Source organism: Sorangium sp. So ce124, from assembly GCF_051525235.1.
GTDB classification, from domain to species: Bacteria; Myxococcota_A; Polyangia; order Polyangiales; family Polyangiaceae; genus Sorangium; species Sorangium atrum.
Genome location: NZ_CP150312.1, coordinates 11,010,478 through 11,030,769, shown reverse-complemented (window position 1 = coordinate 11,030,769; position 20,292 = coordinate 11,010,478). Strand labels below are relative to the sequence as shown.

Annotated in this window: 20 protein-coding genes; 11 read left to right on the top strand and 9 right to left on the bottom strand. The window is 70.1% G+C overall.

What is annotated here, in order from left to right:
- Nucleotides 1–706 precede the first annotated feature (706 nt).
- The 3 genes from WMF19_RS41435 (at nt 707) to WMF19_RS41425 (ending at nt 3,594) form a co-directional block, all read left to right on the top strand.
- The gene (locus tag WMF19_RS41435; protein WP_437895416.1) at nt 707–1,831 is read left to right on the top strand and encodes a hypothetical protein; all 1,125 of its coding nucleotides are present in this window, start codon (nt 707–709) and stop codon (nt 1,829–1,831) included.
- Nucleotides 1,806–2,378, top strand: a complete 573-nt coding sequence (locus WMF19_RS41430) for a hypothetical protein (protein WP_437895415.1) — start codon at nt 1,806–1,808, stop codon at nt 2,376–2,378. The genes WMF19_RS41435 and WMF19_RS41430 overlap by 26 nt, the downstream gene beginning before the upstream one ends.
- A 61-nt stretch (nt 2,379–2,439) precedes the next feature.
- On the top strand, nt 2,440–3,594 hold the full coding sequence (locus WMF19_RS41425; RefSeq protein ID WP_437895414.1) for a hypothetical protein: 1,155 nt from the start codon (nt 2,440–2,442) through the stop codon (nt 3,592–3,594).
- 20 nt (nt 3,595–3,614) lie between these two features.
- Here WMF19_RS41425 and WMF19_RS41420 read toward each other — a convergent pair whose 3' ends face one another.
- The 8 genes from WMF19_RS41420 to WMF19_RS41385 all read right to left on the bottom strand — a co-directional run bounded on the left by WMF19_RS41420 (nt 3,615) and on the right by WMF19_RS41385 (nt 9,590).
- Nucleotides 3,615–4,169: a hypothetical protein gene (locus tag WMF19_RS41420; RefSeq protein WP_437895413.1), complete on the bottom strand. Its 555-nt coding sequence runs from the start codon at nt 4,167–4,169 to the stop codon at nt 3,615–3,617.
- A gap of 373 nt (nt 4,170–4,542) precedes the next feature.
- Nucleotides 4,543–5,904, bottom strand: coding sequence for a protein kinase domain-containing protein (locus WMF19_RS41415; RefSeq protein ID WP_437895412.1), 1,362 nt, complete (start codon nt 5,902–5,904; stop codon nt 4,543–4,545).
- 53 nt (nt 5,905–5,957) lie between these two features.
- Entirely contained in the window at nt 5,958–6,914 is a 957-nt protein-coding gene (locus WMF19_RS41410) for a hypothetical protein (protein WP_437895411.1), read from the bottom strand.
- 310 nt (nt 6,915–7,224) lie between these two features.
- On the bottom strand, nt 7,225–7,647 hold the full coding sequence (locus WMF19_RS41405) for an arsenate reductase ArsC (RefSeq protein ID WP_437324718.1): 423 nt from the start codon (nt 7,645–7,647) through the stop codon (nt 7,225–7,227).
- Nucleotides 7,644–8,363 (bottom strand): aquaporin, encoded by a 720-nt coding sequence (locus WMF19_RS41400; protein WP_437895410.1) that lies wholly within the window; start codon nt 8,361–8,363, stop codon nt 7,644–7,646. Before WMF19_RS41400 ends, WMF19_RS41405 begins: the two co-directional genes overlap by 4 nt.
- On the bottom strand, nt 8,347–8,829 hold the full coding sequence (locus WMF19_RS41395; protein WP_437895409.1) for an ArsI/CadI family heavy metal resistance metalloenzyme: 483 nt from the start codon (nt 8,827–8,829) through the stop codon (nt 8,347–8,349). The genes WMF19_RS41400 and WMF19_RS41395 overlap by 17 nt, the downstream gene beginning before the upstream one ends.
- A 46-nt stretch (nt 8,830–8,875) precedes the next feature.
- Nucleotides 8,876–9,181, bottom strand: coding sequence for an ArsR/SmtB family transcription factor (locus tag WMF19_RS41390; RefSeq protein WP_437895408.1), 306 nt, complete (start codon nt 9,179–9,181; stop codon nt 8,876–8,878).
- A 127-nt stretch (nt 9,182–9,308) separates the two neighbouring features.
- Nucleotides 9,309–9,590: a cupin domain-containing protein gene (locus WMF19_RS41385; protein ID WP_437324721.1), complete on the bottom strand. Its 282-nt coding sequence runs from the start codon at nt 9,588–9,590 to the stop codon at nt 9,309–9,311.
- 942 nt (nt 9,591–10,532) lie between these two features.
- Between WMF19_RS41385 and WMF19_RS41380 the strand changes: the two genes are divergently transcribed.
- Complete coding sequence (locus WMF19_RS41380; protein WP_437895407.1) at nt 10,533–11,228, top strand: hypothetical protein; 696 nt, start codon at nt 10,533–10,535, stop codon at nt 11,226–11,228.
- 215 nt (nt 11,229–11,443) lie between these two features.
- On the opposite strand, the gene WMF19_RS41375 is transcribed toward WMF19_RS41380, so the two are convergent.
- The gene (locus WMF19_RS41375) at nt 11,444–12,346 is read right to left on the bottom strand and encodes a nucleotidyltransferase domain-containing protein (RefSeq protein WP_437895406.1); all 903 of its coding nucleotides are present in this window, start codon (nt 12,344–12,346) and stop codon (nt 11,444–11,446) included.
- Between the two features lie 179 nt (nt 12,347–12,525).
- Here WMF19_RS41375 and aroA point away from each other — a divergent pair, with 179 nt between their 5' ends.
- From aroA to WMF19_RS41340, 7 genes are all read left to right on the top strand, one after another.
- Complete coding sequence (gene aroA, locus WMF19_RS41370; protein ID WP_437895405.1) at nt 12,526–13,902, top strand: 3-phosphoshikimate 1-carboxyvinyltransferase; 1,377 nt, start codon at nt 12,526–12,528, stop codon at nt 13,900–13,902.
- A 38-nt stretch (nt 13,903–13,940) separates the two neighbouring features.
- The gene (gene cmk, locus WMF19_RS41365) at nt 13,941–14,753 is read left to right on the top strand and encodes a (d)CMP kinase (RefSeq protein ID WP_437895404.1); all 813 of its coding nucleotides are present in this window, start codon (nt 13,941–13,943) and stop codon (nt 14,751–14,753) included.
- Nucleotides 14,737–15,720, top strand: a complete 984-nt coding sequence (locus WMF19_RS41360; protein ID WP_437895403.1) for a hypothetical protein — start codon at nt 14,737–14,739, stop codon at nt 15,718–15,720. Before cmk ends, WMF19_RS41360 begins: the two co-directional genes overlap by 17 nt.
- A 4-nt stretch (nt 15,721–15,724) precedes the next feature.
- Nucleotides 15,725–16,873 carry a hypothetical protein gene (locus WMF19_RS41355; RefSeq protein ID WP_437895402.1) on the top strand — a complete coding sequence of 383 codons (1,149 nt, stop codon included), beginning with the start codon at nt 15,725–15,727 and terminating at the stop codon, nt 16,871–16,873.
- Entirely contained in the window at nt 16,774–18,858 is a 2,085-nt protein-coding gene (locus WMF19_RS41350) for a 30S ribosomal protein S1 (protein WP_437895401.1), read from the top strand. The genes WMF19_RS41355 and WMF19_RS41350 overlap by 100 nt, the downstream gene beginning before the upstream one ends.
- A 189-nt stretch (nt 18,859–19,047) precedes the next feature.
- Entirely contained in the window at nt 19,048–19,611 is a 564-nt protein-coding gene (locus tag WMF19_RS41345; RefSeq protein ID WP_437895400.1) for a hypothetical protein, read from the top strand.
- A gap of 122 nt (nt 19,612–19,733) precedes the next feature.
- Nucleotides 19,734–20,285, top strand: a complete 552-nt coding sequence (locus WMF19_RS41340; RefSeq protein WP_437895399.1) for an HIT family protein — start codon at nt 19,734–19,736, stop codon at nt 20,283–20,285.
- The last annotated feature ends 7 nt before the right edge of the window (nt 20,286–20,292 follow it).

Sequence of the window (20,292 nt, the reverse complement as noted above, 5' to 3'; positions counted from 1 at the left end):
CATCCGTGCGTCCAGTCCCCGCGCCGCGCCTCCCGATGCGCACCTGCGGGCGTCGCTGTTCCTGAGCGAGCTCGCACGGGCAAGAGAGGACCGCGCTTCACGCCTGCGCTAGAGCATCGCCATCGCCCCAAACCCGACGCTTACGCCTGGGACGATATCGCCAGAGGCCGGAGCGATAAAAAATGCCCACGGGGTCATATTTCGGTCGAGACCCGGGGCGGATGGAGCCGGAGTTCCACGGTGGACGGCGCCGAGCGCGTGGTGCCCTCTCAACCCAGGTCGAGCGGCGCGAGCGTTCGCGGAGCCGCGCTCGAACGAACGGCGCAACTCTGCGCTGCTGGTGAAGGGCGGTTCGGGCGGGCTTCCTCGATCCGGCGATGTTGGGCAAATGGTTCGGCACCGTCACTGCCATTTCTTCGAAAGCGAAGCCCCGGCCAGCGGCGGCGCTTGGGCGCCGGTCACCGTCCTCCAGGTGGTCCGTCGCGGCTTGACCTACGGCGGCGACCGCTGGTAAGGTCGGCCACCGTCTGCGGGTACGTGGATCGGTGAATCAGGGGGGGGAACCGATGAACCATCGGCGCAGCGTTCTGCTCGTCATGTTTGCATGCGGCCGCTCAATCGTGGATCCCAGCGATCGCGACGAGCTGAGACACCGAATTGCGGCAATGCCATTCGATCCGCCCGACGGCCAACCGGGAGATCGGCCGTGAAGTGGTGGTCGAACTTCCCACCTGGAGGGGTTCAACTGCGCGAAGCAGTCTGCGGACACGGGCTCTTTACAACCAAAGACTCCAAATCATGGAACTGGGACCTCGAGAATCTGGGCAGGCATTGCGCCGAAGCGTGGCGAGACGACTTGCTGGAGGAGGACCGCACATGGGCCGAGCGGCACCGCGAGAAGTTCAGGCGGTGGATTGACGATTCGCTCCCCCTGGGCGTCGGCCGAAGAAACGCAGGCGCTCTCCCGAGCCGCCACGGACGCGTCGACGGACACCCGGCCCCACCTTGGCCGATGCTGCTGGAAGCCGTCCAGAGCGCGTTCTTTTTCATGCTCGAGGCCTTCAAGAACGAGCACGGGGGCACAAGCGAACTCGCTCCGACTGACCCCACGTCTCGCCTCCACGGGACCTATTTCTGGCGAACGCTGACGTCCGACGATACGGCCGTGGAGATCCGGGCCGAGGCGCTCCGCGCCTTTCGTAGGGGATTTCGGATCGGCCGCCGCGGAAAACCGAGGACGTTGACGCGGCCCATCCCGCCGATGCTGACGTCACCCCGTTACTGGGGGGGACCTGGATATCCTGAGTTCCCGGGACCGAGCGCCGCGCGCGAGCGCGCAATCAAGGCGCTGCCGTTTCCGGTGAATCGAGAGGAGCTTACGGCGCGCGACGAGGAACTGCGCACGCTGTATTCGACCGCATGGAGAGACGATGTGCCGGAGGAGGACCGCCTCTGGGCCGCAGAGTTCCGCAACGCGTGCACGATGTCGGTCAACAGTGCCCGGCGAAACGCCCTCGCGCAAAGCGCCTACGAAGGCTATCTACAGAGCAGCGATGGACGCTTCGGTGGGGAGCCTGCTCGGCCGTGGCCGAGCCTGTGCCACCTCGCCGCGGAACCATGGCGTTCGTTCGTGGACCGCGTCGAGGAGGCGCCCGAAGGCGAGAGCGAGCAGGCGACGACCGAGGCGGCCGTATGGGAATACTGGGACACGCTCTACCAGGAGGCCCCGCCATGGGACAGCGACCCCGACCAGTCGCACTGGCTCGCGGCGGTCCGCGCCGCTCGAAGGAAGGCGCAGGCCGACGATGGTCCGCCGGCGATGGGCAGGTAGTGCTCGGAGGGGGTCGCGCGCCGGGCTCGTCGCGCTGTCGCTCCTGCCCGCGGTCGCGCGGGCGGAAGAGGGCGCGCCGCCGCGCTGGGAGATCGACGTCAAGGCAACCTACGTCGTGCTGGGGTCGCGTGCCACGCGCGCGACGGGCGGCATCATGCCATCGGTCACCGGCTTGCGCCGATGGCCCGTCCGCAACGCCGTGGACATCGGCATCGGCGCCGACGTGGGCCTCTTCGGTCTGGGCGGCGACGCGCGCTGGCTCGGCGTGCTGACCGGCCCCACGGCGGCCGTCCGGAGCATGCCGTTCCGTGCGCCGCTGTCGTTCGAGCTCGCGGCGCGGCTCGACTTCGGGCGCATCCCTGTGTGCAACGCATGGGGGTTGTGCCTGCGGTATCTTGGATTCTTCCCGGCCATGGAGGCCGGCGCGGCCTATCTATCGACGCAGCATGTGGCGATCGTGGCGACGTGCGGTGTCCGCTTCATCACGACGCTCGCGTGGTCGGGTGTCAGCGTCGAGCCCGCAGCGGCGGGCCGAATCTTCTGGTAGGTATGACCTTGACGGGCGTAGAGCCCACCGACCCCACGTGCGGTCAACCCGGAGATTGCTCATGAACCCTTCGCTGGGGGAGACGAAGCCCTTCGTACCTCGCGTCGTGCGCGAAGCGGCGCTTGGACACGCGCTGTTCTCGACCCAGGATCCCGAACAATGGAGGTCGCGCTCGGAGGATCTGGGCAAGCTGTGCGCCGAAGTGTGGTACGACGATCTGCCGGAGAGGGACCGCGCATGGGCGGCGGCGCACCGCGAGAGCTTCAGGAAGTGGGTCGACGATCAGGGACCGAACGGCATAGAGCCGGGAGCCAGCGAAAGCGCTCTCCGGGGCAGCCAGGGGCACATTCCTCGGGCGTTCACCCCGCCGTGGCCGATGCTGCTCGCCGCCATCGAGAGCGCGTTCATCGCCTTCGTTGACGCGTTCGAGGAAGCGCCCGCCAGCGACAGTGAACAGGCCGCGGCCGCGGCAGCCTCGCGCCTCCACCGTACCTACCTCTGGCGGACCCTTGCTTCCGACGACACGGCCGAGCAGCACCGGCCCGGGATGCTCCGCGCCTTCCAGCGGGGTTTTCGGCTCGCTCTCCGCGGAACCCCGAGTTCGATGAAGAGGCCCATCCCTCCGATGCTGGAACCGCCGTGGTACTGGGGCGCCGGGCTGCCGGAGTACCCCGGACCGAGCGCCGCGCGCGAGCGAGCCCTCCGCGCCGCGCGCGACCAGGCCCTCCGGGCACCGCCGGTCCCCGACGATCGACAGGGGTGGCTGACACGCCAGCAGGAGATGCGCGATCTTTATGCGAGCGCATGGCGAGACGACGTGCCGGAGGAGGACCGCGAATGGGCCCAAGCGGTTCGTGATTGTTGCACGAGGCATGTCAACCGCCGCCGGCGCGATGCCATCGCTCAGAGCGCCTACGAGAGCTATCTCCAGAGCAGCGGTGAGGTTTTCGACGGGGCGCCCGGCCGGCCGTGGCCGAATCTGAGCCACCACGCCTCTGAACCCTGGCGTGCCTTCGCGGACCGCGTCGAGGACGCCCCCGACGGCGAGAGCGAGATCGAGACGGCCGAGGCGGCAGCGCGCGAGTACTGGGACACGCTCTACCGGGAGGCCCCGCCGTGGAACAGCGACCCGGACCAGGCGCACTGGCTCGCAGCGGTCCGCGCTGCTCGAGCCAAGGCGCAGGCCGACGACGGTCCGCCGGAGAGGGCGCGATAGCCTCAGGAGAGGCCGCCCGGCTACTCGGCCCCGCTGCAGTCCGAGACGTGAAATACCGCCGTCTCCAGGCGCGCCTTTGCACCGTCGAAGAGCCGGATCAGGTCGCACGGCCCCGCCGACACGTCGGCCTCGTAGGGGTCATCTTGCAGACCCTCGATGATGATCTCGCAAGCCCCCTGGTACAGTTCTCCGTCGATCTTCGCGGATGTGTGAGGCGAGCCGGGCTCGTCCATCACGTCAAAGAAGGAAAGCGACGCGCCATCCTTCGCGACCGCCACGCTCAGCTCACCTTGATCGCGCACGATGCACCACCCTGAAACATCGTCGCTTGCGTCCACGGCCCTCGTACCGTCGTCGCCGGTGTCGATCACCAGCGCTTCGCCGCCCCGCGAGACGGTGACCTTCCCCGCAACCTCGGGATCGGGGATACACCCGCTGCTCGAGGCGCTGACAGCACCCCAGAACAGGAGCCGACACGCACGCCTGAGGACGCCAGCGCCCCCGTCGCTCATGTCGTGCATCCGTCGTAGCTTTGAGCGGTCACCGTCGGCGGCGTCCCCCTGGGGGTGCAGCACATCTCGTGTTCTTCTCCATCCTCTTCAACATACGTTGTTCTGTCCTCGTATCCCTCCCAGCAGACATCATCCACCAGGCTGGGGATCACACAGAGGGTATAGCCCTCCGGAATATCACTTCGAACAACGCCGGCACAAGCACGTGAGAACGTCGGCGACTCCGGCGTGGTAGAGGTATCTTTCTGCCATCCGTCCCAGAGGACATCCGTATCTTCCGCGCAGTCGTGCGCCTCGTTCTGCGTACCCTTCCAGAGCCACACGGCTGGGTATCCCTCGCGGGGACCTCGACCGGGGCAGTCGCGAGCTGGGGCGCAACCTACCCCAGCGCTCACGGCGATGAACAGAAGAACGCATCGCATCGACAGAAGCCCTCCTAATACAACGCAGGACCACAGCTGAAATCGCCGCCCTCGCAGTACGGCCGGCGCCGTTCGGCCTTCACCGTCGCGCCTGCTCGCTGCGAGAGCGCAACACGCGGGTGGCTATCCGCTTCCGTCGGGGCGGCCCTCGCCGAACCGTCCGGCGACGGTAAACGCTGCTGCTCGCGCAGCGGCGATACCCGCTCCACCAGCACCGTCTCCAGCTTCTCCGCGCGGAGCGCCATCGTCGTCGGGCGCGCAAGCCAGAGAGCGCCTGCGCATAGCGCGGCCGTCGCAGCAAGCAAAACGGCGACGCGGCTCGCGAGCTTCCGGGGCGGCGTACCGCCAGGGCCGCTCCCGACCATCATGAGCTCTCGCCCAGGCTCTCGGCCGAGGGAGAGCGGCGGAAGGACGGGCTCCTTCGATGCGGGCGCCGTCGGCGATGGCACGTCAAGCGGAGGGACCTGCAACAGCAGAAGCTCATCCTCATTCGATGGCGCCGCCGACGGCCTTCTCTCGGACGGCCGGGTGCCCGACGCTTCTGTCACGGGCCCTGGCGCACACGGACTCTCCAGATGGGAGCTGCGCAAGGTCGACGGCGCCGCTCCGGTGACGGGGGCGTGCTCTTCGCTCCGGCACGGTGCCCGGTCCAGCGTGGGCCATGCATCCGCGAGGCCCCCGAGCACCGTGATGAAGTGGTCGACGTTCCTGTACCTATTGCGCGGCTCCTCTTCCAAAGCCATCTCGATGGCGGCAGCCACGGCACGCGGAATGTCGATGGGGATCGCAGGCTTAACCCGTTGTGCCCCCAACACACCTGAGTGGCCGACGTCGAGCGGGCGACGACAGACGAGCTCGTACAGCAGGGTCCCGAGGCCGTAGACGTCAGCCCGGGGCCCCACCCGGTCGCCGCGAAGGAGCTCAGGAGGCGCAACGAGCGGCTCCAGCGCGGCCTCGTGCGGCTCGATCCGGAACAGCCGGACGAGGCCGAACTGGCTGATGCTGTAATCCCGATTCGACGTGATGAACACGCGGTCTGGACCAAACGCCCCATGGCACCAGCCCAGCGCGTGACACCGCTGGATCGCCAGGGCAATCTCGATCACCATGTGCAGCGCGGTGGCTCCGAGATCGGCACCGCGCGTGGCATCTCTGATGCTGATCCCATGACTTCGCTTGCACGCGACCCAGGCAGAGACGCCGCCCGCATCTCCGTAGAGCACAGACTCCACCTGCGGGACCGCTCGTCCGACTTCCTGCAAGCGCTGGAGCTCCGAAGCGAAGGCCGTCCGGTCAATCGTCTGGCCCTCGCGCAAGTGCAGCCAGACGGTGGCGCCCTCACCACCTACCTGTTGGGCGAGGAACGTGCGGACCATGCCGTTATGAACCTCGCTGAGGATCCGGTGCCCTTCCCAGACGGTACCAGGCTCTACCACGAGAACCGCACCTCCGCGCCGCCCGCGCTTGCGCGGACCTGAGGGCCGCTCGGCAGCACCGCGATCGCCAGCGTCGCGGCCCCCAACACGCTACCAGCGACGAGGGCTGCCGTGCTGAGGTGCTGCTCTACATCGATAGCGCGCATCGCGCTTCGCGTCTCGCTGTTCTCCTCCCACTCGAGCCTGCACATCTCGGCCCTCAGAGCGCTGTTCTCAGTCGATGCCACGATGTGCAGCACAATCCCAGACACCAGGAGCGCGCCAGACGCAGTGGACCCCGTATAAAGCAGCCACGGGGCCGGGGGGCTTGCTGGCCGTACCGGCGCGCCCGCCGGCGTCGCCTTCAACGGAGCGACCGAGCGCACGCTCGCCGGTTCGGCGCTCAAAAGGACGACGCGCGACTCTCTCGCGGTGACGTGCACCATGGAGCGTGCCTTGCGGCCATCCGGCAACATCGTCGTGATCTCATGCTGCCCGGGCGCCACGTAGATCTGGCCGCTCTCGTCCACGAGGCGCCCGTCCACGAGCACGGGCGCCGCCCCGGCGGGCGCGAACACGTGGAGTCTCGCCACCTCGAGCCGCGCCGCCGCCAGGTCCGCATGCCGCGTCTCGTAGAGCCGCCGCTCCCTCGGCGTGGCCGGCGGGCGCATCTCCTGCACACAGCGCGTGAGCTCCACCACGGCGTCCACCCAGCGCCCGAGTCGGCGGTCGAGCTGCCCGAGCTGGCAGATCCCCACCGTGGATCGCTCGATATCGTAGATCTGCGCCCACAGGTCGCGAGCGCGCGCGACGTCGAGCCGCTCCAGGGCGGCCTCTGCCTCCTTGATCAAAGCTGTCACGCGCGGCGACCGCGGCGGCGGCTGCGCGGCGAACGCTGGCTCGAGCGCGAGGAGGAACATCGCGACGGCCGCCACGTGCGACCAACAGATGACCAGCGCAGAACGCAGCAAAGCGCACCTCGGCCCTACGAAGGAGACCGGATGCCGCGCCGGCCCAATCCGGCGCGGTACCGCCTTTTCAGCTCAGCCTCAGCCTCGGCCGGAGCGGCGTCCATCCCTCGGGCAGACGTGCACTAACATAGGTCTGCCTGCGCTTTGAATACCCCACAGACCGAATTTGCTCTCGCGAACGCATTGCAAATCGCGGTCACAATTTCTCACCAAATCGCCCTCCTGTGTTGCCGGCAGTCCCCTTGCGTCGAGGCGCCGCCCGGCGGCGATCGCCGGTGCGCCGCTGCGCCCGCCGGCTCGCGGCTCCTCCTCAGCCTTCCTCGGCCGGTCGCGCAGCAGCCCACCCCTCGCGAGACACGAGCTCGGACACGCGCACGCGGACCTCGTCGCGGATCTCTCGCACGCGCTCCACCGGCTTGCCCTTGGGGTCTTCGAGGGGCCAGTCGTCACGGCGCAGCCCTGGAACCACGGGGCACACCTCCCCGCATCCCATGGTGACGAGCAGCGCCGCCTGGCTGGCCAGCGCATCGGTCAGCCGCTGGGGCTTCACGGCCGAGAGATCGATCCCCTCCTCCGCCATCGCGGCGAGCACTTCGGGATGGACGCGCGGGCCGGGCTCCGTACCGGCCGAGATGGCGCGCGCCTTGGAGGGATCGGAGAGGGCGTTGAACCACGCCGCCGCCATCTGAGAGCGACCCGCGTTGTGAACGCAGGCAAAGAGCACGGTCTTCATCGAATATCCTCCGGAAGCGCGCGATCGACCACGCGATCGGCGACCTTGGGCAGGGCAGGAACGAGCCAGCGAAACGCCAGAGTTGCCGCCGCCGCCCCTGCGAGCTGTGCAACGATGAACCCCGGTGCGTCGGCCGGACGGATGCCGGCGAACGTATCGCTTGCGGCCCTGGCGAGCGTCACCGCCGGGTTGGCGAATGACGTCGACGAGGTGAACCAGTAAGCGGCCGTGATGTAGGCGCCGACGGCGAAAGGAACCGCCTCGGCCCGCCTCCGGACACCGCCCCAGATGACGGCGAGCAACCCGAACGTCGCCACGAACTCGCTCACCATCTGGGCGAGCCCTGAGCGCTCATGTTGCGATGCCGAGAAGAGGGCCTCGCCGAACATGACGTGAGCCACGGCGACGCCCGCGAAGGCGCCGGCAACCTGGGCCAGGAGGTAGGCAGGCACCTCGCGCCAGGAGAGTCCGCCCTGGCTTGCGTCGGCGAGCGTGACGGCCGGGTTGAAGTGCGCACCGGAGATCGACCCGAAGGTCAGGATGAGCGCCACCAAGGCGGCCCCCGTCGCGATCGTGTTCGCGAGCAGGGCAATCGCCATGTTCCCGCCAGCGAGACGCTCGGCCATGATCCCGGACCCGACCACGGTCGCGAGAAGCAGGGCCGTCCCGAGCGCCTCGGCGACGGCTCTGCGGGCGAGATCAGCGCGCGGCGGCATCGTCGAGCTTGGATGGGACGCAGCACCCAGGCGCGCAGCATGCGGCATCGCTCTTCGAGGGAATCGGGGGCTGGCTGGGCTGGCTCCCCATCACGGCCGCTTCGCCCTTCACCACGAACACCTCCCACGAGTTGCCGTCGGGATCCTCGATCCAGACCTTGTCCTGCACCGCGTAGCAGCAGGCCGTGTCCTCCTCCGTGAAGGTCTTGAGCTCCGCGGCCTCGAAGCGGCTCTTGGCCTCGAGCACATCCTCGGTGCTCGCCACCTGCACGCCGAAGTGGCTCGCGTTGACGCCGGTACGCGGCGCCTCCTGCATCGTGAGGTTCAAGGAAGGCGACGCGAGGTCGAACTTCGCGTAGCCGGGACGACGCTTCGTGGCGCGTACGCCGAAGGCCCTCTCGTAGAAGGCAACCGAGGTGTCGATGTTGGAGACGTTGAGGGAAATATGAGGCTTGAGGACATTCATCGCGCGCTCTCCTTCCAAAAATATCGAACTAGAGGGGCAAAAAAAATCAGCAGCAACCCTTGCCGCGCTTGCAGCAGTCCTCCCAAAGGTACGCTGTGAGGACACGGAGCGCCTCGTAGTCGGCGCTGTAGTAGTGAAACGTCCCTTCCCCGCGTGTCCTCAGGACGCCGGCATCGACGAGCCGCTTCAGGTGATGGCTCAGCGTCGAAGCGGCCAGTCCGACGTGCGCCTGGATGTCGCCGGCGGAGGCGCCCTCCGCGCCGGCCTGTACCACGAAGCGCAGGACCGCCAGCCGCACGGGGTGACCCAGCGCGGCGAGCTGTTCGGCGTGGCGCTCGAGCGTCGACGACACACCTTACTTCTAATAATGTCGAAGCATCGGCGCAAGCACTTCTTCCAAGTAAATAGAAATAAGAGCTGGTGCAGTGTCTGGTGCTCTGAGACAGAGCGCGGGGGGATCTCGGCGCCGCGACCCCCGCTCAGCCGAACCGGTAGTGCTTCCGCACCGGCGAGCGCACCTCCCAGGTGCAGCTCAGCCCCGCGGGGAACGTCACCAGATCCCCCGCCTGGATCCGCACCGGCGCGCCGCCGCCCTCCGCGGGCGTCACGAGGACGTCGCCCTCGAGCAGGTAGCAGATCTCCCGCTCGTCGTAGTGCCACGGGAAGGTCGACACCTCCTTCGTCCAGATGGGCCAGCCGCGCGCCCCGAGCTTCGCCAGCTGCTCCTCCGACGGACCGTGCTCCAGCTTGATCGACTCCATGGCTCCTCGTCCTCGCTCGATGTGTGCCTGGGGCCCGCACCCGCGGCGCCGTCGGCGACCATGGCGGCCGACGCCGGCAGTGGCGGCCTCGGCCGATGTTAGCAGATCGGCTCGCCCTGCCGGCGCAGATCGCACGTGAGCGCGCGCAGCGCCGCGAGATTGGGCGGCGCTCCGGTTCGTAGCGGCGCTCGGCCTCGTAGTAGATGCCGAGATCGAGTCCGAGGCCGGGTGGTCCGCGCCGCGGGCGCGCGAGCCCCCCCAGCACGACCGCTACGCCCGGGATCGCGCCGAGCCGAGCCGCCACGCGCCCAGGAAGTTCGGGCAGAGAAGCCCGAGTCTGTGGATTCTCCATGTGCTCGGATTCGCTGATCAAGTCAAGAATGCTGCTCGCCGCACGCTCGGTACCACTGCGCGCACAGCGTCCTTTTTGAAGTAGCTCGCCTCGGGCTCCGAGCAGTCTCTCTTCCCTCGATGGAGCCGAAAGAGGACGGGCAAACTCCATGTCCGTTGAAAATGGAACACGCACAGGCCCGATAAAAAGCAACAACAAGAGCGAAACCCGCGTCAGAGGGCGGCACGAACACGTTCCGGTCGCATCTCCTGCGGTGTTCAGACCGAGACGTTCGGAGCCGACCGGCGCATCCGTGGATCGGCCAGGTCGTCTCAGCACGTCGGCCGGACCTGGCTGTGGACACACGCGCATTTGGCCTCGACGATCCCCACTCGCATCTGTTCCAGGAGTGCACACATGGCATGCCACACATTGCCGATTATCCACCATTTCTGTGTTCTACGTGCAAACCGTGCACACGGCTGGACATTTGGAGGAACTTACAACACAGAAAAACATGGCAACCATGTTGCAGGCTGGATAATCAACACGGCCTGGAAGACATCAACAAGGCATCAACGAACAGGCTCAATGTCGAAGGGGGGACCAACATGATCCGAAGGAACGTAACCGCAGCAGCCGTTTATCTTGCGAGCGTCGCGTTTCTGGGCGGATGCGTCGTCGGCGGCGACGAGACGGATCCGGGCGATTTCGGCGATCTGGAGGGGGGCCTGGCGTCAGCCAAGGCGACCTACTGGACTGGCGACGTCGCCATTCTCAACCAGACGCAGCTCAATTGGTCCAAAATCATGGAAGCAAAGCTCAAGACGTCCGAACAGAAGGACCTCTTTATCAATGCCGCGTTCGTGTGTGGGCTTATAACGGAGACCACGGTGAAGAGCCAGGGGGGGACCAAGGACACATCGACCGCGGAAGCTGCCGTGGTTACGAAGGTGTTGGTCGACGGAAAGGAAGCCGACCCTGGAACCGTGACGTATTGCAAGCGAACCCAGACGCTGTCGGCGACGCTCTCCGGAATCATGCAGAAATGCACCGATACCAACGGCGATGGGACGATCCTGGCGAGCGAGTGCCAATGGACGCCAGAAGAAATTTCGCTTATGTTGAGCACGACGAGCGCGAACGCGTTCACCTGGGTGAGCAAGGATGTGGGCTCCGGTGAGCACACGATCCAGGTGTTCACCAAGATTGACACATCGACATCATCCCAGTTGGGAAGCGCCACGGCCTACGGGTCCATCGGGAAAGGCACTCTCACGGTCACCGAGCAGCGACTCGTGAAGTAGACCTGGCCGCGGTTTCCTGTCCGCTTTGGACGCGAAAGTTGAATCGCTCCCGAGGAGGGGCGGCGGAGAGGCCGGTGATGGCGCTCGCCATGGCTGAACTCCCGGTCGTGAGCCGCCGGCCGAAACGTTGCGCGGCGGTTCGCGCCGGCGCCCCCTCCAAAACCGCACCGAGATGTCGCTCCTGGTGCGCCGCTGCTTGCGCCGGCTCTCGCTAGCTAGCAGCTCGGCCCGTCGCGGCGGCACAGGTCGCGCACCTCGAGCGCGATCGCCTCCATGCGCCCGAGGCGCGCGAGCAGCGCCTCCGCGCCCTCGCCGGGCGCGGCGAGCGTCGCCTCCACCCTGTCGGCGAAGCCCTGCGGGCACCGCGAGAGCGACCGCGTCCTCGGCAGGGCTCCCTTCTCGTTCGAGAGGTAGCGCTCGTTCAGCGCGAACAGCGCCTGCACCAGGCAGGCCGCGGCGCGGAACAGGCAGCCGCTCACGTAGAACACATCGCCGCGCCGCCCGGCCTTCTTCGCTGTGTCGATGGCGAAGCCGGCCTCCCACAGGAACCTCTCGAGGAGCGCCCTCCGCAGGGCCGGCGGATAGGGCGTCACGAGCGCCTTCAGCGGAGCCAGCGCTCCCTCCGGATCGAAGAGCGGCCGGCAGTCGTGGATATCGGCCAGGTAGTTGGCGCTGAGGAAGCCGTGCGGGTGCCCTGGCTGGTAGTCGCACGTCACCTGCCCCGCCCGGCACTCCGCGATCACGCGCCGCACGCGCGCGAGATCCCGGTAGAGCCAGTCGACCCGGTGCCCCTCGATCTCGAGCCACGCGCCGCCGTTGATCCAGGGCCCCCACGCGCCGGGCGGCGTGACGACGTCCTCGGCGGCGCTCGTGTGGAGCTCCCGCGCGAGCGGCGCCACGTCGCCCTCGGCGCCGCCCGCGCAGAGCTCCCGCGCGAGCGCGCGCAGCGCCGCGAGGTCGGGCGGGCTCTCGGGCTCGTAATAGATGCCCAGATCGACGTCCGAGTCCGGGTGGCCCGCGCCGCGAGCGCGCGATCCGCCCAGCACGACCGCCACCACGCCCGGGATCGCCCCGAGCCGAACCGCCACGCGCGCCGCCACGTCCACTGCCTCGTCCATGCCGCCTCCTGTCGACCCGCCGCGACGCGCCGACCCTAGCATCGGGGCGCCCGCGCCGTCCCGCCGCACCCGCGCCGTCCCGCCGCACGCGCTGCGGCCTCGGGGCCCCGCCGCACGCGCTGCGCCCTCGGCGCCCCGCCCGCTGTGCCTGCGCCCGCCGTTCTGCTACACGGCAACCCGTGCCCGACCTCATCGTCCACCCGGCGGAGCGGCCGCTCATCGGGAGCGTGCCGGTCCCTGCGGACAAGAGCATCGCCCACCGAGCGCTCCTCCTCGCCGGGCTCGCCACCGGGCAGAGCCGCATCCGGGGCGGGACGCTCGGCGGCGACGTCCTCTCGACCGTGGGCGCGCTGCGCGCCATGGGCGTCCGCGTCGAGGAGCCGTCGCCGGGCGACCTCGTCGTCCACGGGGCCGGGCTCTCCGGCCTCCGCGCCCCGGACGGCCCCATCGACTGCGGCAACTCCGGCACCACGATGCGCCTCCTCGCGGGCATCCTCGTCGCCCAGCGCTTCGCCTCGCGGCTCGTCGGCGACCCGTCGCTCTCGCGCCGCCCCATGGAGCGCGTCGCGAAGCCGCTCCGGCTCCGCGGCGGGCACATCGAGGGGCAGCTCGATCCGCGCAAGATCGGCGAGATCTCGGCGCCGCTCGACGTCGGGCCGCTCCCCAAGCCGCACGTGCTCTCGTCGATCGAGCACGAGATCCCCATCCCGTGCGACCAGGTGAAGAGCGCCCTGCTCCTCTCCGGCCTCTACGCCGACGGCCCCACGTTCGTGCGCGAGCCGATCGTCTCGCGCGATCACACCGAGCGCATGCTCACCGCGCTCGGCGTGCCGATCGACTCGGTCGGCGCGATGGTCTGCCTCGACGCCGCCCGCTTCTCCGGCGCGCTCCCGGCGTTCGAGCTCGACGTGCCCGGCGACCTCTCCGCGGCCGCGTTCCTCGTCGCCGCCGCGCAGATCGTCCCGGGGAGCCGCGTGACAGCGCGGCGCGTGGGCCTCAACCCGACGCGCACCGGGCTGCTCGAGGTGCTGCGCGACATGGATGGCGGCGTCGCCGTCGAGATCAAGGGAGAGGCCCTCGGCGAGCCCACCGGCGATATCCACGTCGCGCCCGCCTCCTCCGGCGCCGGCCTGCGCGCCGGGCGCGCGGGCGGCGAGCTCGCGGCGCGCGCCATCGACGAGCTGCCGATCCTGCTCGGCCTCGGCGCGCGGGCGCGCGGCCTCACCGAGGTGTTCGACGCGCGGGAGCTGCGCGCGCAGGAGACCGACCGCATCGCGGCGATGGCGTCGGTGCTCGGCGCCTTCGGCCTGCGCTGCGAGGAGCGCACCGACGGGCTCCTCGTCGAGGGCAGGCCCGACCGGCCGCTCGACGCGGCCGACGTCGACAGCCGCGGCGATCACCGCATCGCGATGACGGCCGCCGTGCTCGGGCTCGCCGCGGGCGGGCCCACGCGCGTCCGCGACGCGGGCTGCATCGCGACAAGCTTTCCCCTCTTCGTCGGGACGCTGCGCGCCCTGGGCGCGCGCATCGAGGTCGAGGGCGCCCGCGCCGCGTGAGCGCGCGATCGGTGAGCGAGAGAGGAGGAGGAGCGCAGGTGACCGAACGACAACGACAGGACGACGCGCACCACCTCCCGGCCCGGGGCGAGCCCCGGCGGCTGCGCGTCGCGATCGACGGACCGGCCGGCGCCGGCAAGGGCACTGTCGCGCGGGGGCTCGCCGAGCGGCTCGGCTACCTGCTCGTCGACACCGGCGCGATCTACCGCGCCGTCGCGCTCGCGGCCCGCCGCGCGAGCCTCCTGTGGGAAGAGGAGGGCGCGATCGGCGCGCTCGCCGAGGATCTCGCGCGCGGCGGGCGCATCGCGCTGGAGCGGAGCCCGCACGGCGTGCCGCCCGACTCCTCCGCCCCCCCGCCCGCGAACGCCCCGGCCCAGTCGGGCCTGGGGGGCAGCGGCATGCGCGTGCTGCTCGACGGCGAGGACATCTCCAGCGCGATCCGCGCGCCCGAGATCAGCCTCGGGGCGAGCCGGGTCTCGGCCATCCCCGCCGTGCGCAAGGCGCTGCTCGCGATGCAGCGGCAGGCCGGCGCGGGCGGCGGCGTGGTGCTCGAGGGGCGCGACATCGGCACCGTTGTGTTCCCGGACGCCGAGGTGAAGTTCTTCCTGACGGCGCCGGCCGAGATCCGCGCGAAGCGGAGGTACGACGAGCTCGTCGCGCGCGGCATGAACGTCAGCTTCGAGGCGACGCTCTCCGACGTGCTCCGCCGCGACAAGGCGGACAGCGAGCGCGCCGTCGCGCCGCTCCGCAAGGCCGACGACGCGATCCTCGTCGACTCCGGGCACAGGAGCCCGCAGGAGATCATCGACGAGATGGCGACCCTCGTGGAGATCCGTGCGCGCGGCGGCTGAGGTCCGCGCCGCCGCCGTCGCCGCTGCCTCTGCCCTGATGGCGCTCGGGCTCCCGGCCTGCGGGGACGCCGCGCCGCAGGTCGCAGGCGCCAGCCACCCCGCGCGCGCGGCGAGCCCGATCGGCCCGCGCGTCGTCCGGCGCATCGAGCCGGCCGATCTGCTGCCGGCCGATCTCGATCTCGTCGTGCGCGTCGACGTCGCCCGCATGCGCGACGGCCTGGGCCAGGCGGCCTCGGACGAGCTCGCCCGGCGCGCGCTCGACGAGGTGCCCGACGAGGCGCTCGAGAGCGCCCTCCAGCGCGCCGACGTCGTCTGGCTCGGCCTGCGGCTCGCCGATCTCGAGGAGGGCGATCGCGTGGTCGTCCTCGAGGGCCGGATGGCCGGGCTCACGCCCGATCCCGGCCGCTGGGAGCCGGCGCGGGCGGCGCAGGACGGCGGCACTGTCGACCGCGTCGCCGTCTTCGACCGCCGCGGCGGCGTCGGGGGATCGCGCGCCGACACGGCGCGGATCATCGCGCTCGGCGATCGCGCCGTCGCGCTCGTGTCGGCGGTCGAGGTGAGCAGCGTCGCGCGCGTCCTCCGCGACGGCCCCGACGCGCGCCGCGGCGACCCAGCCGCCGAGGGGCTCGTGAGCCTCGACCTGCACGCGCGCCGGCTGCCCCCCTACCTCGCGCGGCGCTTCCCGTCGATCGGCGCGCTCGTCGCGGGCGTCGCGCGCGTCCGCGCCGTGGCGTCCCTCCACGACGAAGGGGTGCGCCTCGACGTGGAGCTCGTCGGCGTCGACGCGGCCGGCGCGGGGCGCGCCCGCCGGTTCCTCGAGGTGCTCCGCGACAACGTCGAGGATGTACGTTACGCAGATCTCATGAAGGAGCTCTCGATCGAGCAGGTGGAGAGCACCGTGCGGCTCCGCTGGCTCTTCCCAGCGCCCCTCGTGCTCGCCCTGCTGTCCGGGCGCTCCCCCGGCTAAGCCGATGCCTGACACCCTGATCGAAGAACCGATCCGACCGACCGTGACCGACGACCTCGCCGCGCCCGAGGGCGACCCCGCGGAGGCGCCGGGGGCCGCTCCCGCAGAGGCGCGCCCCGCGCCGCCCGGCGAAGGCGCCCCCGCCGCCCCGCAGCGCCCGGGCCGCCCCCGCGGAGCCGCGTGCCTCGTGCTCGCGATCGCGCTCGCCGCGCTGCTCGCCGGCGCGGCGCTCTGCGTCTACCTCTTCTTCTGGCGCTATGTGCCGACGGCCCGGCAGCACATCCCGGGCGACGCGAACATCGTGGTCCGCCTCGAGACCGCCGACCTCGCGCTCTTCGGCCCCGTGCGCCGGCACTTCCTCCCGCTGCTCGACGACGCGCCCGAGACCGCGTCGCGGAAGGCGCGCATCGAGGCCGCCACCGGGCTCGATTTCCCGTCGGATCTGCGCGAGATCGTCGTCGCGTCGACCGACGCCACGAGCTGGGTCGCGCTCGCGGGCGGGCGCATCCCGAAGGGCCGCTTCGTCGCCGGCATGGAGAAGGTCGCCCGCGACGAGGGCTGGACCGGCGTCCGCCGCGAGGGCGAGCTCCTCCTCATCGGACCGCGCGCCGTGCTCGGTCAGGCCGACGACGGCACGCTCGTCCTCGGCACGGACGCCGAGATCGTGAGGGCCGCGCTGCCTTCCTCCGATGAGTGGCGGCGCCTCGATCTGCCCGAGCAGGGCGCCGTCACCTTCGCGCTCACCAGCGCCGCGTGGTCCGGCGCCGCCGCCGCGGTCTCCGGCGTGCTGCCGCGGGCCGGAGCGCTGTTCCGCCGCGTCGACCACGCCTCGGGCACCCTCGCCCTCGGCGCGGAGCCCGCGCTCTCGATGCGCCTCGCGCCCGCGTCGGGCGAGGCCGCCGCGGCGCTCGCCCCGGACACCCAGGCGCTCCTCGGGAGCCTCAAGCTCGCCCTCGCCATGCTCCCCGACGCCGTCGACGTCGTCGGCGCGGGCGCCGCGCTCGAGGGAGCCCAGGCCCTCGCGCAGGGAGAGCTCGTCGAGATCCGGACGAAATGGCCCTACGAGGGCCTCGATCGGGCCTGCGCAGAGCTCGCACACCGCGCCCGCGACGCGCGCAACGCCGACGGCGCCGCGCCGGGCGCCGCGCCCTGAGGTCGCGCCGCTTTGAGCGGGCGGGCACATCCTTCCCACCAAAACGGACCGGACCTACAAAAACCTCCAGTGGCTCGGTCGTTGCATTGACAGAGGCCCCTCCTCAGACTACAGGCTCGCCTCTCCCGAGGGGCCCGGGTGCATCGGTACGCGTGTGCCTGCCCCTCCGCCGCTCGTGCGTGGCACCTAGGGTCCACGACTGCGCCCGCGCGGCGAATCCCAGGGAAGGAAAGGAAACAAGAACGAACAACATGACTAGTAACATCCATATGGAGGCTGGCTCGTCCGGGGCGAGCATGGAGAGCTTTGCCGCGCTCTTCGAACAGAGCGTGGAGGGGGGCGATTTCGCGCGTGAAGGAGAGATCATCTCCGGCACCGTGGTCGCAGTGAACCGCGACTCCGTCGTGGTCGACATCGGCGGCAAGAGCGAGGGCGTGATCGCGCTCCGCGAGTTCGCGGACGCCGCGGGCCAGAGCGCCGTCAAGGCGGGCGACAAGGTCGACGTCTACATCGAGAGCCGGGAGAACGACGACGGCCTCGTGACCTTGTCGAAGGAGAAGGCCGACAAGATGAAGGTCTGGGATGAGATCTCGAACGCCTGCGAGGCGGACGAGCTCATCGAGGGCACGATCAGCCAGCGCGTGAAGGGCGGCCTCTCGGTCACCATCCGCGGCGGCGTGAAGGCCTTCCTCCCGGGCTCTCAGGTCGATCTCCGCCCGATCCGCAACTTGGACAAGCTGATCGGCCAGACCTACAAGTTCAAAGTCATCAAGTTCAACAAGAAGCGCGGCAACATCGTGCTCTCGCGGCGCGTGCTCCTGGAGCGCGAGCGCGACGAGATGAAGGCCAAGACGCTCGAGACGTTGACGGAAGGGATGACCGTCAAGGGGACCATCAAGAACATCACCGAGTACGGTGCGTTCGTCGACCTCGGCGGGATCGATGGCCTCCTGCACATCACGGACATGTCGTGGGGCCGCGTGAACCACCCGAGCGAGGTGTTCCAGGTCGGCGACGAGGTCCTTGTGAAGGTCCTCAAGTACAACGCCGACACCGAGCGCGTCTCCCTGGGCCTCAAGCAGACCCAGGAGGACCCCTGGAACCACGCCGAGGAGGCGTACCCGGCGGGCAAGAAGGTCCGCGGCAAGGTCATGTCGATCACCGACTACGGCGCGTTCGTCGAGCTGGAGCCGGGCGTCGAGGGCCTCATCCACGTCAGCGAGATGAGCTGGACCAAGAAGGTCAAGCACCCGTCGAAGCTGCTCGAGGTGGGCCAGGAGCTCGAGTGCCAGGTGCTCGAGGTGGACGCGCGCGCGAAGCGCATCAGCCTCGGCCTCAAGCAGCTGGAGCCCGATCCGTGGATGCTGTTCACGGACAAGTACCACCCCGGCGACAAGATCGCGGGCAAGGTCCGATCGCTCACCGACTACGGCGTCTTCGTCGGGATCGAGGAGGGCGTCGACGGCATGGTCCACAAGAGCGATCTCTCGTGGTCGGTGCGCGTCAACAACCCGAGCGACCTCTACCACAAGGGCGACGACGTCGAGGCGATCATCCTCTCGATCAACCACGACGAGAAGAAGGTCTCCCTCGGCATCAAGCAGCTCTGGGACGATCCGTGGCCGAGCATGCTGACGGAGTACCCGCCCGGCCGCGTCCTCGACGACGCCCAGGTGGTGAGCATCGTCGACTACGGCGTGTTCGTGCGGCTGCGCGAGGGCGTCGAGGGGCTCATCTCCCAGAGCGACGTGCAGGAGCCCGAGGAAGGCAAGCTCAAGGTCGGCGACAAGGTGAAGGCCGAGATCTCGTCGCTCGACACGGTCGACCGCAGGCTCTTCCTGACGATGAAGAACATCGGCATGGAGCGCCCCGCCCCGGTCCGGCAGCAGCAGCAGAAGCGCAAGGACGACGACGACAAGCCGGTGGCCGGGACGATCGGCGATCTCATCAAGGAGAAGTTCGGCGCCAAGCTGGACCTGAAGTGACGCTGATCGGCGCGCGGCGTCGCTGACGCTGCCGCGCGCCAGGCGCTCACCCGCCGCACGTCAGGTGCGGCGGGCCGAGGGCGCCCCGGTGCCCTCGGCTCGCCGTGTGGACCCGATGTCGACAAGAGGCGAGGCCCTCCCCAGGGCCTCGCCTCTTGCTTTTTCCGCGAGGCCGCGGACGATGCCGCGATGAGAGGCCTCCTTGCGCGCTCCGCCCTCGGGGCGCCCGTCCTCACCGCCCTGGCGCTCAGCGCTCTTCCTGCCCGCGCCGACGGCCCCCGCGCCTCGGCCGCTCCCGTTGCCCGCGCCGGCGGCCCCCGCATCACGGCCGCTCCCGCTGCCCGCGCCGGCGGCCCCCGCATCACGGCCGCTCCCGCTGCCCGCGCCGGCGGCCCCCGCGCCTCGGCCGCTCCCTGGGCGGGGTTCCAGGCGCAGCCGCTGGCGCGCGCCTACGCCCCGCTCCGCGCCGCCGACCCGTGGTTCGGCGATGACAAGATGCGCCATTTCTGCGCGTCAATCGCCCTCGCCGGCGGCGGCTATGCGCTCGGCGCGCTCGCGACCAGCGACCTCCGCCAGCGGCTCGCGGTGGGCGCCGCGGTCGCGCTCGGCGCTGGGCTGGCGAAGGAGGTCTACGATGCCGCCGGGCACGGCACCCCCTCGGTCCGCGACTTCGTCTGGGATGCGCTCGGCACCTCCGCCGGGCTTGGCCTCTCGCTCTGGTTCGATCTCGCGGCCACGCCGATCCATTTCTGAGCCTCCATCGGCGGCGGGGCGGCGGAACGCGAGGCGCGCCTGCGCGGCGACTGCGAGGACGGCGCGGCGACGAGCGAGCGGTGGTCCCGCGCGCCATGCCGCCGTGCTAGCGTCTCCGCGACATGGGCAACCCCCTGTGGGCGCCCTGGCGCATCGATTACATCCTTGCGCCGAAGGGCCAGGCCGACTGCATCTTCTGCGGCATTCCCCGCGCATCCGAGCAAGAACAGCGCGACCGGCTGGTCGTGGCGACGACCCGCCGCGCGTTCGTCATGCTCAACCGCTACCCGTTCGCGTCGGGCCACCTCCTCATCGTCCCGCACGCGCACGTCGCCTCGCTCGATGCGCTCGATCCAGCCGATCACGAGGCCCTCTTCCGCCTCGTGCGCGAGTCGACGACCCGCCTGCGCGCCGCGCTCAAGTGCGAGGGCATGAACGTCGGGATCAACCTGGGCACCGCGGCGGGCGCCGGGATCGCCGAGCACCTGCACGTCCACATCGTCCCGCGATGGCCCGGCGACACCAACTTCATGCCGGTGCTCGCCGACGTCCGCGTCGTCCCGCAGGCGCTCGAGGCGACGCGTGACCACCTGCTCGGCTTCTTCGCCGACCTCCCAGCGTCGCTCGTCGACGAGGGCACCCACGGCCGGGCCGCGCGCGGCGGGGCGCTGTGAGCGAAGG